The 13,596-nt window shown below is 68.2% G+C and carries 12 protein-coding genes; 7 read left to right on the plus strand and 5 right to left on the minus strand.

The window, feature by feature from the left end; genetic code table 11:
• Positions 1–35: 35 nt before the first annotated feature.
• From arsB to ACILR9_RS08105, 3 genes are all read right to left on the minus strand, one after another.
• On the minus strand, positions 36–1,097 hold the full coding sequence (gene arsB / locus ACILR9_RS08095) for an ACR3 family arsenite efflux transporter (RefSeq protein ID WP_395709396.1): 1,062 nt from the start codon (positions 1,095–1,097) through the stop codon (positions 36–38).
• A gap of 86 nt (positions 1,098–1,183) precedes the next feature.
• Complete coding sequence (gene chrA / locus ACILR9_RS08100) at positions 1,184–2,401, minus strand: chromate efflux transporter (protein WP_395709495.1); 1,218 nt, start codon at positions 2,399–2,401, stop codon at positions 1,184–1,186.
• 321 nt (positions 2,402–2,722) lie between these two features.
• On the minus strand, positions 2,723–3,958 hold the full coding sequence (locus ACILR9_RS08105) for an LLM class flavin-dependent oxidoreductase (RefSeq protein WP_395709397.1): 1,236 nt from the start codon (positions 3,956–3,958) through the stop codon (positions 2,723–2,725).
• A 72-nt stretch (positions 3,959–4,030) separates the two neighbouring features.
• Between ACILR9_RS08105 and ACILR9_RS08110 the strand changes: the two genes are divergently transcribed.
• The 7 genes from ACILR9_RS08110 (at position 4,031) to ACILR9_RS08140 (ending at position 11,555) form a co-directional block, all read left to right on the plus strand.
• Positions 4,031–4,762, plus strand: a complete 732-nt coding sequence (locus tag ACILR9_RS08110) for an SDR family NAD(P)-dependent oxidoreductase (RefSeq protein ID WP_395709398.1) — start codon at positions 4,031–4,033, stop codon at positions 4,760–4,762.
• A 165-nt stretch (positions 4,763–4,927) separates the two neighbouring features.
• Positions 4,928–5,497 (plus strand): DUF5681 domain-containing protein, encoded by a 570-nt coding sequence (locus tag ACILR9_RS08115; protein ID WP_395709399.1) that lies wholly within the window; start codon positions 4,928–4,930, stop codon positions 5,495–5,497.
• A 290-nt stretch (positions 5,498–5,787) separates the two neighbouring features.
• Positions 5,788–6,762, plus strand: coding sequence for a Bug family tripartite tricarboxylate transporter substrate binding protein (locus tag ACILR9_RS08120; protein ID WP_395709400.1), 975 nt, complete (start codon positions 5,788–5,790; stop codon positions 6,760–6,762).
• An 88-nt stretch (positions 6,763–6,850) separates the two neighbouring features.
• Complete coding sequence (locus ACILR9_RS08125; RefSeq protein ID WP_395709401.1) at positions 6,851–8,359, plus strand: sulfatase; 1,509 nt, start codon at positions 6,851–6,853, stop codon at positions 8,357–8,359.
• A 173-nt stretch (positions 8,360–8,532) separates the two neighbouring features.
• Entirely contained in the window at positions 8,533–9,516 is a 984-nt protein-coding gene (locus ACILR9_RS08130) for a tripartite tricarboxylate transporter substrate binding protein (RefSeq protein WP_395709402.1), read from the plus strand.
• Positions 9,516–10,112 carry a glutathione S-transferase family protein gene (locus ACILR9_RS08135; protein ID WP_395709403.1) on the plus strand — a complete coding sequence of 199 codons (597 nt, stop codon included), beginning with the start codon at positions 9,516–9,518 and terminating at the stop codon, positions 10,110–10,112. Before ACILR9_RS08130 ends, ACILR9_RS08135 begins: the two co-directional genes overlap by 1 nt.
• Positions 10,113–10,229: 117 nt before the next feature.
• On the plus strand, positions 10,230–11,555 hold the full coding sequence (locus ACILR9_RS08140) for a methyltransferase domain-containing protein (RefSeq protein ID WP_395709404.1): 1,326 nt from the start codon (positions 10,230–10,232) through the stop codon (positions 11,553–11,555).
• Positions 11,556–11,565: 10 nt separating this feature from the next.
• Here ACILR9_RS08140 and ACILR9_RS08145 read toward each other — a convergent pair whose 3' ends face one another.
• Complete coding sequence (locus ACILR9_RS08145; RefSeq protein WP_395709405.1) at positions 11,566–12,039, minus strand: NUDIX hydrolase; 474 nt, start codon at positions 12,037–12,039, stop codon at positions 11,566–11,568.
• Positions 12,040–12,047: 8 nt separating this feature from the next.
• Entirely contained in the window at positions 12,048–13,397 is a 1,350-nt protein-coding gene (locus tag ACILR9_RS08150; RefSeq protein WP_395709406.1) for an MmgE/PrpD family protein, read from the minus strand.
• Positions 13,398–13,596: the final 199 nt, after the last annotated feature.

The raw sequence follows: 13,596 nt of genomic DNA on the forward strand, positions 1-13,596 counted from the left end.
TGTCAACCGTATTTCCAGAAATTTAGAAATACAAGTCAGATCTTCGACGCCTTGGCGTCGCGGCTCGCCACCGCCGTCCCCTCTTCGTACCAGGGCTTGCTGGCATTCACGATCTTCACCACCGACAGCATGACCGGCACCTCTATCAACACGCCGACGACGGTCGCAAGAGCGGCGCCCGAAGAGAATCCGAACAGACTGATGGCGGCGGCCACCGCCAGCTCGAAGAAATTGCTGGCGCCGATCAGCGCCGAGGGGGCGGCCACGCAGTGGGCTTCGCCGGTCGCGCGGTTCAGCAGATAGGCCAGTCCCGAGTTGAAGTAGACCTGGATCAGGATCGGAACGGCCAGCAGCGCGATGATCAGCGGCTGCGAGATGATCTGCTTACCCTGGAAACCGAACAGCAGCACGAGCGTCGTGAGCAGCGCGACCAGGGAAATAGGCTGCAGCCGGGAAAGCAGCGAAGACAATCCGGCCACGCCTGCGCTGGCCATCACACGGCGGCGAATGACCTGCGCGAGGATTACCGGCACGACGATGTATAGCCCGACGGACAGAAGCAGCGTCTCCCACGGCACGCGGATCGCCGAGAGGCCGAGCAGCAGGCCGACGATCGGCGCGAAGGCGAACACCATGATCGTGTCGTTGAGCGCCACCTGGGTGAGCGTGAAGTCCGGCTCGCCGTCGGACAGGTTGCTCCACACGAACACCATGGCGGTGCAGGGCGCCGCGGCGAGCAGGATCAGGCCCGCGATGTAGCTGTCGATCTGGTCGGCCGGAAGCCATGGCTTGAAAAGATGGCCGACGAACAGCCAGCCCAGCAGGGCCATCGAGAACGGCTTCACCGCCCAGTTGATGAACAGCGTCACGCCGATGCCGCGCCAATGCTCGCGCACCTTGCCGATGGCGCCGAAGTCGACCTTCACCAGCATCGGGATGATCATCAGCCAGATCAGGACGGCGACCGGCAGGTTGACGTGCGCCACCTCGGCGGCGCCGATGGCATGGAAAAGGCCGGGCATCCAGTGCCCCAGCGCGATGCCGGCTACGATGCAGAGGGCGACCCAGACGGTGAGATAGCGCTCAAACAGCGACATGCAGGATGACCGGATTTACTTCCATCATTCGCGAATAATCGAATTTATAGCAGCCGGTCAAGCCGGTGACGCGGTAGGCAGATCGATCAAACGATGGCGAGCAGGGCTCCTCCAGCGGCGCACAGCACAACGACGGCCCACGGGGCCGTCTTCCACATCATCAGCAGCAGGAAGGCGGCCGCGGCGAGCGCGAAATCGCCGCGGCCGGCGATCGCGGACGTCCAGACCGGATGATAGAGCGCCGCCAGCAGCAGGCCGACCACGGCGGCGTTGACGCCGCGCAGAGCCGCCTGCACCTCGGGTCGACGCCGCAGCGCTTCCCAGAAAGGCAATGCGCCGACCACGAGCAGGAAGGACGGCGCGAACACGGCGATCAGGCAGATCAGGGCGCCGCCGACGCCGCTGGGCGCCGGCTGCATCGCCGCGCCAAGATAGGCGGCGAAGGTGAACAGCGGACCGGGCACGGCCTGGGCCGCGCCGTAGCCGGCAAGGAACGCATCGTTCGAGATCCAGCCGCGCGGCACGACTGCTTCCTGCAGCAGCGGCAGGACGACGTGGCCGCCGCCAAACACCAGAGATCCGGCACGATAGAACGCATCGACGAGATCGAGCGCGTGAGAGCCGACGGACGCCGCCAGGACCGGCAGGCCGATCAGCAGCACGAAGAACATGACCAGGCACCAGAGGCCCGTCCTCCGGCCGACCGAAAGCGGCAGATGGGCGTGATCGGCCGGCGCCGCATCCCGCGTCAGCAGCAACCCGGACAGGCCGCCCAGCACGATGCCGCCGACCTGCGCCCAGGCCGACGGCACGGCGAGCACCAGGGCTGCCACCGCGACCATGATCGTCGCCCGTTCCCGGTCGGCCGCCAGCGAGCGCATCATGCCGAGCACGGCCTGCGCCACGACCGCGACGGCCGCGACTTTCAGGCCGTGCAGCCAGCCCGAGCCCGCGGCGCCGCCGAGGACGTCGATGGCGTAGGCGAATGCGACCATCGCCGCAGCCGATGGCAGCGTGAAGCCCAGCCAAGCGGCGAAACCGCCGGCATAGCCTGCCCGTGACAGGCCGACGGCAATGCCGACCTGGCTCGATGCGGGACCGGGCAGGAACTGGCAAAGCGCCACCAGATCGGCATAGGCGCGATCGTCGAGCCAGCGGCGACGATTCACGAACTCCTCGCGGAAGAAGCCGAGATGGGCGACCGGCCCGCCGAACGAGGTCAAACCCAGGCGCAGGAACACCGCGAGCACTTCGCTCCAACGTCCGGTCGGCCTCGGGCTGGAGCCGGCAGGGTTGGATGGCATGGTGTCTTCGCTCATGGTCTTCCTGTGCAGGCAACTCGCATCGTGCCGTGTTTCATGTCGTCGCGATGACGAACCTCGGCGACTTGATCCGACTGCATATTCTGCGCTGGCCAAGCAGGCTTGCCTGACCGCAGGAGACAATCATTGTCGAGGGCGTCGACATGCAGGGCGTGAATCTGTCGCCCGTGCAATTGATTGCACGTCGATGGCTGCGCCTACTGACGCAAGGTGGATCTCGCGAGTGCGCTTGCGTCAGTGCGGGAGCCAACTCATGGCTAGGACCGCGCCATGAGGTGTCCCGTAGACGGCAACCGTGCCATGCTACTCGGCTGCCTGCTTGCCGAGGCCCTTCGGCACGGCGGCGGAGGCGGCGGCGAAGCGCGGCGAGTCGGTGACCTTGAGCGCCTCGGCGGCGTCCTTGTTCTCCATGATCTTGGCCATGATGGCCTGGCCGGCGCGGTCGAACACGGCGCGATTGTCGATCAGGAACTTCTGCGATTCGCGCAGCTTGGCGACGTAGCCGTTGATCTCGGGGATGACGTAGCGCGCCACCAGATCCCAGCTGCGGAAGGTGTTCTCCGGGTTGGCCCAGTCGTGCACGAAGCCCACCACGGTGCCGAAGCCGCCGCTCTTGTCGTAGACCGACTTGATTATCTTCACCAGGTCGTCGGGCGTGCCGACGGTCGAGGCCGCGCCCTCGACGAACGCCGTCTTGTCGACCGCCTCGTCGGGCGAGTTGAACGGCACCGACCCTGGCCGCTGCAGCGTGCCGTGGATGTATTCGTTGTGCCACTTCATCAGGCCGTGCCTGGCCTGCTGGCGCGCTTCCTCGCGGGTCTCGGCGATGTGCCAGTTGAGCAGCACGCGCCAGTTCTTGCGATCTACCGTGGTGCCGTGCTTCTTGGCGGCCGCCTCGGCAAAGCCCCACTGCGTCGGCAGGGCGAGCAGGCCCTGGTCCGACATCGAGCCCAGCGAGATGATGCCGATGCCATACTTGCCGGCCAGCGTCATGCCCGACGGGCTGATCTGCGAGGCGACGGCGAAGGGCATGTCCTCCTGCAGCGGCAGCAGCTGCAGGGCCGCGTCCTGCAGGGTGTACCAGTCCGTCTTCTTGGTGACGCGCTCGCCGCGCATCAGGCGACGGATGACGTCGATTGCGTCGTCTTGGCGATCGCGCTGGACCATCGGATCGATGCCGAGCGTATGCGCGTCGGACGGCAGCGCGCCGGGGCCGGAGCCAAAAATGGCGCGGCCGCCGGTCATGTGGTCGAGCTGCACCATGCGCTGGGCGACGTTGTAGGGGTGATGGTAGGGCAGCGAGATCACGCCGGTCGCGAGCTTGATGCGCTTGGTGCGCTCGCCGGCGGCGGCCAGGAACATCTCGGGCGAGGCGATCATCTCCCAGCCGCTCGAATGATGCTCGCCGCACCAGAACTCGTCGTAGCCGAGCTCGTCGAGGTGCTCGACGAACTTGAGATCGCGACGGAACTGCAGGGTCGGGTTCTCGCCGATCGGATGGTGCGGCGCGAGGAAGGCGCCAAAGCCAAGTCGCTGCATAAGACTCTCCTGTGCGTCGGGAGGGCGTAACATGGCCGACCGGCGGGGTCGAACGGATATGGAGCACGAGCAATGGCGTTGCTGAAAAACCGGGTTGCACTGGTGACAGGCGGGTCGCGCGGCATCGGCCGGGCTATCGCGATTTCGCTGGCCGAAGCAGGTGCGGGCGTTGCTGTAAATTATCGCGAACGCGAGGACGAGGCGCGGAGCGTCGTCGAGGCGATCCGTGGCGCCGGCGGGCAGGCGATGATGGTGAAGGCCGATGTGTCGCAGGCGGTCGACGTGGAGGCGATGATGGCCGCGATCGAGCGCGAGCTCGGCCCGGTCGACGTGCTGGTCAACAATGCCGGCGTCGGGCTGGTGCGCAGCGTCGACGAGCTCACGGAGGCCGATTTCGACCTCACCATCGCGGTGAACCTGAAGTCGGTGTTCCTGTGCACGCAGGCCGTGCTGCCCGGCATGCGGGCGCGCCAGTGGGGGCGCATCGTCAACATCTCCTCGGGTGCAGCGCGCGGTGCTGGCGGCGTGGGGCCGCACTACAACGCCTCCAAGGCCGGCATGGAGGGCATGACCCGCGGCTACGCCGCCCGCCTGGTGAAAGACGGCATCACCGTGAACGCCGTGGCGCCGTCGCTGATCGAGACCGACATGGTGCGCGGCGGTGTTGCCGCCTCACCGGCGCGCATCCCGCTCGGCCGCTTCGGCACGCCGGACGAGTGTGCCCAGATCGTGATGATGCTGGTCGGCAACGCCTACATGACCGGCCAGACCGTGGCGCTGAGCGGCGGGCTGTCGTTCCTGTGATGATTCATGGCCGGGAGCGCGCCACTTGAGGCGGAGTAACCTCCGCCGACGTGGCGCGCTACCCTGGCTCACAAACAGAGCCACTTCGGCTGCCCCTCCTTCGCGCGACCAGGATTGGCAGATACCTCGTGGTCCGTCGTGAGGTGCGGAGGAGGATTGGCGGCCATGACGAAGAAGGCGAAGGACGGTACCGCGGAGAACCCGACTGGCGGCGGCAACCCGGCAAGCTTCAAGGTCGGCTACGGCAAGCCGCCCGTTGCCACACGCTTTCCGCGGGGCAGGTCGGGCAATCCGCTGGGGCGGCCCAAGTCCCAGCGCGGGAAGGTGACGCTGCGTGGGGCGATGCGCGAGCTGCTGATGAGCGACGTCACCGTTGCCGTCGACGGGCGCCGGCGCACGATGCTGCGTATCGAGGCGCTGGTCGATGCGTTGATCGCCAGCGCCGTCGCAGGCAATACCGGCGCCGCCCGGCTCGCGCTCGACCTCGCCCACAGATTCGTGCCGCCCGACGAAACGATCGCCGACATGCACCAGGCGCTGACGCACGGGCCCAAGGCACTGACGCCCCAGGACTCCTACAACCGCTACAGCGATGAAGAACGCGCCCGGATGTCCTACGAGTGGATCACGCGCGACATGACCGACGAGTCGCTTGGACCCGACAAGCCCGAAGAAGGCCAAGCCGATGGCAACCCGTCTGACGGCGATCCGCCGGCGGGCAGCAGAGGCGGCTGACCGCTCCCGGCCGCCGCCGTTCCATCCCTGATCTCCGTCACCGATTTCCCTGATCCGATGAGTCAAATTCCCTGTTCTGGTGCAAGCAATTCCCTGATCCAATTCCCTGTTTTGCCATTGACGATGACCGAAGAAGACCGTGCAAGGCTTTGCAATGATGGACCAATCTGCTGCCGCGCCGTTCACGGACCAGATTTTTCTTCCGTCCACGCCGTGGCGCGTGCGCGGTGACCGGCATATCGTGGCGGTACAAGGTGCGGACAACGCGCCGTCGAAGCGGGGAGGAAACGATGCAACGAACGATCAGCCGGCGTGCCGCGCTCGTGGCAGCACTCGGTCTTGCCGTGCCGGCAAGGGCTGGGCGCGCGCAGGCGTGGCCGACCCGGCCGCTGCGCATCCTTGTGCCGGCGGTGCCGGGCGGCGCGACGGACATCGTGACGCGGGCGGTCGCGCAGCCGATGGGGGAACAGCTGGGCCAATCGGTCGTGGCGGAGAACCGGGCCGGCGGATCGGGCCTGATCGCGCTCGACACGGTCATGGCCTCGCCGCCCGACGGCTACACGCTGCTGCTCGTCACCGAGGGCAATCCGATGGGCCCCAACATGTACAAGGACTGGAAGCCCGATCCGGTGCGCAGCCTCGAGTACATCACGCTGCTCGGACGCGGCATGTTCATCGTGGTCGTCCATCCGTCGTCTCCGGCCGACACGCTAGCCGAGTTGATCGAGCAGGCGCGGCAGAGCCCGCAGCCGATGCTCTATGCCACGCCGGGCGTCGGCCAGCGCCTGGTGTTCGAGCAGCTGAAGAGCCTCAACAAGTTCCGCGCCGACAACGTCGCCTACAAGGGCGGCGCCCAGGCGGTGGCCGACCTGGTGTCGGGCCACATCAAGGTCGGGGTGCTCGGCCTTCCGCCGGCGATCCCGCACGTCAGGGCCGGCCGGCTGCGCGCGCTCGCGGTGTCGGGACTGCAACGGTCCGCGGCGCTGCCCGACGTGCCGACGGTGGCCGAGCTGGGGTTCCCGGGCTTCGAGTTCACGCAATGGCAGGGCCTGGGGGCGCCGGCGGGAACGCCGGCCGAGATCATCGACCGGCTGCACCGCGAGGCGCTGCGGGCGATGGCGCTTCAGGCGACGATTGACAAGCTCGCCACGATCGGCATGGACAACTCCACCAGCGCCGCGCCGGCCGCCTTCACCGACTTCATCCGGCGCGAGACCGATCGCTGGCCGCCGCTGTTCAAGACCGCCGGGATCCAGCCCGAGTGAGTGTTCGTTCGCGAGCGCGAGTTCGTTCGCGAGTGCGTGTTCGCGCGCACGTGTTCGTTCGATTGTACGTAAGCGTGGGGAGAGACCATTGAATATCCTGTTCATCACGTCCGACCAGCAGCGGGCCGACTGCTACGGCTTCGAGGGCCGCAAGGTGAAGACGCCTCATCTCGACATGCTGGCGCGCGCCGGCACGCGCTTCTCGGCCTGCATCACGCCCAACCTGGTGTGCCAGCCGACGCGGGCTTCGATCCTGACCGGCTTGCTGCCGCGCACCCACGGCGTGTCGGACAACGGCATCGACCTGCCCGATGCGGTGGGCGAGGCGGGTTATGCCGGCGGCTTCACCAGGGCAGGGTATCGCACCGGCTACATCGGCAAGGCGCATTTCAAGACCTGCAACACCTTCGCCCCGACCGGCACGCCGGAATGCCGGCTGACTGCACAGCCCGACAATTGGTACGGACCGTACATGGGCTTCGATCACGTCGAGCTGATGGTCGAGGGCCACAACACCAATCCGCCGCGCAAGCCGCCCTACTGCCAGCATTACGAGCGCTGGTACCACGCCGACGGACGCGGCGAGGAGAAGAACCGCCTGCTGCTGAGCCGGCTGGCGCCCGAGACCGATGCGGCGCAGACCTATCATTCGGGCCTCCCGGCGGCCTGGCACAACTCGACCTGGATCGGCGATCGAACGATCGAGTTCCTGCGCGCCAATCGCGACAAGCCGTTCTGCGTCTGGGCGTCGTTCCCCGACCCGCATCATCCGTTCGACTGTCCCGAGCCGTGGAGTCGGTTGCACCATCCCGACGAGGTCGACCTGCCGCAGCACCGCACGATGGATCTCGAGCGCCGGCCGTGGTGGCACAGGGAGAGCCTCTACGGCACACCCAAGATGGAGAATGCCGAGCTGCGCAATTTCCGCGAGAAGCATTCGCGCACGCCGGTGCAGGACGATCGCCAGCTGCGCGACCTGATCGCCAACTACTACGGCATGATCTCGCTGATCGATCACAATGTCGGCCGCATCCTGGCGGCGCTCGACCAGTACGGCCTGGCCGACGATACGCTGGTCGTCTACTCGACCGACCATGGCGACTGGCTGGGCGATCATGGCCTGATCCTCAAGGGGCCGATGGCCTACGAGGGCCTGCTGCGCGTCGGCCTGCTGGTGCGCGGGCCGGGCGTGCCGGCGGGCAAGGTGGTGGCCGACGCGGTCTCGACCGTCGATCTGCCGGCGACCTTCGCCGACTATGCCGGCGTATCGCTCGCCGATGCGCGCCATAGCACGAGCCTCAGGCCGCTGATCGAGAAGGACGGCTCGCGCGACTTCGCCTTCAGCGAGTGGGACCTGCGCGCCTCGCGTTGCGGCGTCGATCTGTGGCTGCGCACGGTGCGGACGAAGACCCACAAGCTCACGCTCGAGACCAACTCCGGCGCCGGCGAGCTCTACGACCTGGCGAACGACCCGCAGGAGATGGACAACCGCTTCGGCGATTCCGCTGTCGCATCGGTGCAGCGCGAGCTCACCGCCATGATCAAGAGCCGCCCCGACGACGCCGTCGCCCAGCTCCCGCAAGTCGGCATGGCGTGAGCTATCCAGCCCTCCTCCCCAGCTCCGCTGGGGAGGTGCCCCCGTAATCGGGGGCGGAGGGGTCATGAGTCACGTGAGGGGGCCTATGACCCCTCCGTCGGCGAAGACGCCGACACCTCCCCAGCGAAGCTGGGGAGGAGGATGGGAGAATCGAGAGAACAAGCATGACCCCAATGAAAGCCCTCATCGCCCTCGCCGTCACCATCGCCGCCGCTGCCCTTGCCCTCGTCGTCGCCGCTGCCGCGCCGTCATCGGCGCAGGCCTGGCCGACCGGTCCGATCCGCATCGTCGTCGGCTACGCACCGGGCGGCAGCTCGGACATCTCGGCGCGCATCGTCGGCGAGGCGCTGTCGCAGATGGTGGGACAGCCGGTGCTGGTCGAGAACCGGCCCGGGGCGCAGGGCGGCATCGCGCTCGACACCGTCGCGCGCGCCCGGCCGGACGGCCATATGCTGCTGGTCAGTCCGGCGGAGGCGCTCTACCAGCGTGCGCTCGACGACAAGGGACCATTCGACGTCGGCAAGACCTTGGCGCCGATCACCATCCTGACCTCGCAGCCGCTGGTGATCGCCGCCAACCCGCGCACCGGCTGGACCTCGATTGCCGACATGATCGCCGCCGCCAAGGCCAATCCATCCAACCTGTCCTACGCCACGCCGTCGTCGGGCGGCACCAACGTCATTGTCGGCGAGCTGATGTTCCGCCGCGCCGGCGTAAAGGTGCTGAACGTCCCCTACAAGGGCGGCGGCCAGGCGGTGCAGGACGTGCTGAGCGGGGTCGTGCCGGTGGGCGTGCTGGGCGCCGGACCGGTCATGCCCTACGCGCAATCAGGACGTCTCAGCCTGCTCGCCGTGACGTCGAAGGAACGCTCGCCGATGTTGCCCACCATCCCGACGATGGCGGAAGCCGGTTATCCCGAGATCGCCATTACCCAATGGTTCGCCGCCTTCGCGCCGGCCGGCACGCCCGGCGAGATCGTCGAGCGCCTCGCGGCCGCCTGCGCCAAGGCGCTGGCCGATCCGACGGTGCGCGAGCGCCTGGCGGCGGCTGCACTGGAAACCGTGGGCGGCACGCCGGACGAATTCTCGCGTCGCCTCGCCGCGGAAGGCGAGGCGTGGCTGCGCCGGGCGCGGGAATTCGGGCTGGACCGGCACTGATGCTGAGAGTGCTCGGCAAGTCCACCTCGATCAACGTGCGCAAGGTGCTGTGGACCTGCGAGGAGATCGGCATTGCCTACGAGCGCACCGACAGCGGACCGGAGCTGGCGCAGAATCCCAACGGCCTGGTGCCGGCGATCGTCGACGGCGACTTCGTGCTGTGGGAAAGCAACAGCATCATCCGCTATCTCGCCGGCAAATCGGCGGCGCAGGCGCTGCTGCCGATCGAGGCGCGGGCGCGCGCTGAAATCGGTCGCTGGATCGACTGGCCGGCGAGCGAGTTCAACTCGGCCTGGCGCTATGCCTTCTCGGCGATCGTGCGGCGCGATCCGGCGTTCACCAACGGCGTCCAGATCGAACGGTCGAAGCAGGCGTGGACGCGCATGCTCGCCATCCTCGACGGCCAGCTCGCCGCCACTGGCGCCTACGTTGCCGGCGCTACGTTCACGCTCGCCGACATCCCGATCGGCCTGTCGGTCAATCGCTGGTTCCTGACGCCGATGCTTCGCCCGGATTTCCCGGCCGTGTCGGCCTACTACGAGCGCCTGTCGCAGCGTCCGGCCTTCCTGACGCACGGCCGCAATGGCGTCGTGTAGGCGCGGACTAAGGGGCATGGCCGAGAGCGCAACTTTCATTCTCCTCCCCAGCGAAGCTGGGGAGGAGAACCTGAAGAGCGCCGCAGAATGTCCCAGCAGCCTGAAGTGGAGATGAGCGTGGCGTCCGACCAATCCCTGTCACCGATCGAGCGGCTGATTGCGTTGTGGGATCATCTTGGCCTCGGCGTTGCGCATGTCGCCACGCAGATGCCGGGCGACATCGCCGGGCTGACGGCCCGCTATCCCGAGCGGCTGGGCGGCGTGGTGCTGTGCGCGCCGACGCGGCTCGATCCCGGGCCCTTCGCCGCAGTCAGCGATCGCCTGCTGATGGTGAGCGGACAAGGCGGCCTCACGGCCGATGTGACGGCGCGTGCCGTATCACGCCTGCCCGGCGCGAGGCGCTACGTGCTCGAGGGCTACGATGCGCCTGGTTGGGCCGATGTGGTGGCCGATCGCACGGATGAGATCGTGCGAGAGATGACGGCCCTGCTGGCGACGAGCAAGGCCGACACGCCCTCGGCCTGCGCGCGTGAGGGCACGCATGCCGGCATCACCTATCGGCTGGAAGGCTCCGGCCCGGCATTGATCCTGCTGCCGTTCTTTCTCGCGCCCTCCCAATGGGAGCCGGCGGTAGCGGCGCTGGTGCAGCGCTTCACCGTGGTCACCCTGGGCGGCCGGCATCTCGGTGGCGTCGCGGCGCTGGAGGATCGCGCCCGCGCGCCGACCTACCAGGCGATGTTCCGCACTCTTGTCGATCTGATGGCGCCGGCGCCGGGGGGGACGATCCTCGATGTCGGCTGCGGCGCCGGTTCGCTCGATCGCCTGCTGGCGCGCCGTCTCGGTGCCGCCAACCCGATCACCGCGATCGACGTCAATCGCTTCCTGCTCGGCGAGGCGGCGGCGCTGGCGCGCGAGGACGGACTGGAGGGCGCCATCCGCTTCGCGCCCGGCAGCGCCGAGGCGCTGCCGTTCGCCGACGCCTCGTTCGATTGCCTGTTCTCGGTCACCGTGCTCGAGGAGTGCGATGCCGATCGCGCGCTGGCCGAGATGGTGCGCGTCGCCAGGCCCGGCGGCCGCGTCGGTGTGATCGTGCGCTCGATCGACCTGCCTCAATGGTGGAGTGTCGGCATGCCGGAGCCGTTCCGGCAGAGGATGGTGACGCCGCCGCAATCGGTCGCCGCCAAGGGCGTCGCCGACGCGAGCCTCTATCGCCGGGCACAGGCGGCGGGCCTCGCCGATCTTGTCTGCTTCCCATCGCTGGTCACGCTCGATCGCCCCGACGGCCCGATCTGGCGCTACCGCGAAGATCATCTGTTGGCATCCCTGAGTCCGGACGAGACCATGGCGTGGCGCCGTGCGCGCAACGAGGCGATAGATCAGGGCCTCCTGCTCATGGCCCATCCGATGCATTGCGTCGTCGGGCGCAAGCCCGTGCGGCCGTGACGCGATGACCTCAGTCGACCAGGACTTCTTCCTCGGGCAGGGGATCGGGGGCGCCGACGCTCAGGTAGGCGTCGAGGATGGCGGCGAGCGTTTTCGGCGTCACCCGCTCGGTCGTCCGCGCGAGGTCGGCGATCGGCCACCAGCGAAAGGCCTGGAACACCTTGGCTTCGACCTCGTCGCTCATCACCGGTTCGAAGCGATCGACATGCACCACCCGGTATTGCTCGCGCTGCGACAGACGGCGCTCGCCCCAGTTGAAGGTGTGATGGCGCCGCCACAGGATCGGTCCCGCGTCGAACTGCAACAGCCCGAGCTCCTCGGCGAGCTCGCGCTTCAGGGCCTGCTCCTGCGTCTCGTCCGGTTCCATCCCGCCACCGGGTGCGATCCAGAACGGGTCGCCGCCCTGGGGCGCGCGGATGCGCATCAGCAGCACCTCCCGCGCCGGCGTCAGGATGAGCGCGCGGATCGCGCGTCGTTCGACCACGGCTGTCATCACGAATGTCTTGGCACGGTCATCCCGGCCAGCGTCGACACGTCGCCGCTCTTGTCGAGCGTCCACACGGCGTCGATCAGCGGGCGGACGTCATGATCAGCGCGCCAGCTGCGCGCCTCGTCGATCAGCTTGCGCTCGATGTCGGAGTCGGAAAGCGGGTTGGCGGTGCTGCCGCGCGCCGCTTGGGTCGACACCGAATGCTTCTTGCCGTCGGTCGTCCAGACATCGAGCTCGGCGGCGATGGTCGAGATCGCGGGATCGCTCGCGACCTCGATCTTCTGGCGCATCGCGCGGACCTCGGGATTGTTGACGCAGGTGTCGGTGAACTGCTCGAGGCCGGCCTTGCCCAGCACCAGGGCGACGGCGACGGCGTGCTGCAGGCTGACCTGCGATTCGCGGCCGGTGGCGACGTTCGGCCGGTCGGTGCGCTGCAGCAGCAGCGGGTTGCCGCGAATGGCGACGCGCTCGACGGGGGCGCCGGGGTTCTGCTGCCGCCAGTCGAGGGCGCAGTCGAGCACGGGATGGATCACGAAACCGGCGGGGTAGGGCTTGAGCGAGTTCTCGGTCACCTCCCAGGTCTCGCCCAACCGGTCGGTCAGGGCCGGCCAGTTCGGCGGCTCGTTCATGACGGCGAGAAAGCCCTGGGCGCCGGCGATCGGCTCGGCCGGACCGGAGAACCCCTTGTCGGCCAGCAGGGCGGCGAGAAGGCCGTTGCGCGCGGCATTGCCGACGCTGACGCTCTTGGCCGGCCAGCCGAGGCATTCGCACAGGCCGCCCGACTGGGTCGCCGCACTGCCCAGTGCCCACACGGTGCGGTCCGCGCCGAGGCCGAGCAGGCGCGCCGCGCCGGCGGCCGAGCCGAACACGCCGCAGGTCGAGGTGATGTGCCAGCCGCGCGGATAGTGGCCGGGCGACACGGCGAGGCCGACCCGGCATTCGATCTCGAAGCCCAGCACGAAGGCGGCCAGCAGCTCCGGTCCGCTGACGCGACGCAGGTCGGCGAGCGCCAGCAGCGCCGGTGCGAGCGGCGCGGTCGGGTGCACGACAGTCGGCAGGTGGGTGTCGCAATAGTCGAAGACGTTGGCGCCGGCGCCGTTCAGAAAGGCCGCGCTCAGCGCGTCGATGCGCTCGCTGCGGCCGATCACCGTCGCCTGCCGGCCGCCGGAGAACTCGGCGAGGGTCTTCAACGCGAGCTCGACCGGCTCGGTGCGGCAGCCGGCCAGGGCCACGGCAAAGAAGTTGAGAAGCGCACGCTTGGCTTCGTGACGCGGCCGTTCGGGGATGTCCTCCCAGCGCGTGTCGACGACGAAGCGGGCGAGGGCAGGCGTGATGCCCGGTCTTGGCTGCATGAGGGTCATCCTGGAATGGCATGCGGCGCCGCTGTGACGGCGCCTCATTCCTACTACGACCGGCCGAGCCGGCAGCGCAACGTCGTTGCGTCGGGACAGGATCGTGGCGTCTGGTGTCGTGGCTTGCTCGCACGGCATTCGCACGTTGCAAAAAAATCCGTCATCCCGACCGAAGCCGAGCGCAGCGAGGCGCAGTGGA

The organism is Reyranella sp., assembly GCF_044224635.1.
Lineage (GTDB): Bacteria > Pseudomonadota > Alphaproteobacteria > Reyranellales > Reyranellaceae > Reyranella.

Bases quoted from the DNA above. Each gene is read 5' to 3' on its own strand.
- arsB (WP_395709396.1), bottom strand. From the start codon at position 1,097: ATGTCGCTGTTTGAGCGCTATCTCACCGTCTGGGTCGCCCTCTGCATC.
- chrA (WP_395709495.1), bottom strand. From the start codon at position 2,401: ATGCCATCCAACCCTGCCGGCTCCAGCCCGAGGCCGACCGGACGTTGG.
- ACILR9_RS08105 (WP_395709397.1), bottom strand. From the start codon at position 3,958: ATGCAGCGACTTGGCTTTGGCGCCTTCCTCGCGCCGCACCATCCGATC.
- ACILR9_RS08110 (WP_395709398.1), top strand. From the start codon at position 4,031: ATGGCGTTGCTGAAAAACCGGGTTGCACTGGTGACAGGCGGGTCGCGC.
- ACILR9_RS08115 (WP_395709399.1), top strand. From the start codon at position 4,928: ATGACGAAGAAGGCGAAGGACGGTACCGCGGAGAACCCGACTGGCGGC.
- ACILR9_RS08120 (WP_395709400.1), top strand. From the start codon at position 5,788: ATGCAACGAACGATCAGCCGGCGTGCCGCGCTCGTGGCAGCACTCGGT.
- ACILR9_RS08130 (WP_395709402.1), top strand. From the start codon at position 8,533: ATGAAAGCCCTCATCGCCCTCGCCGTCACCATCGCCGCCGCTGCCCTT.
- ACILR9_RS08135 (WP_395709403.1), top strand. From the start codon at position 9,516: ATGCTGAGAGTGCTCGGCAAGTCCACCTCGATCAACGTGCGCAAGGTG.
- ACILR9_RS08150 (WP_395709406.1), bottom strand. From the start codon at position 13,397: ATGCAGCCAAGACCGGGCATCACGCCTGCCCTCGCCCGCTTCGTCGTC.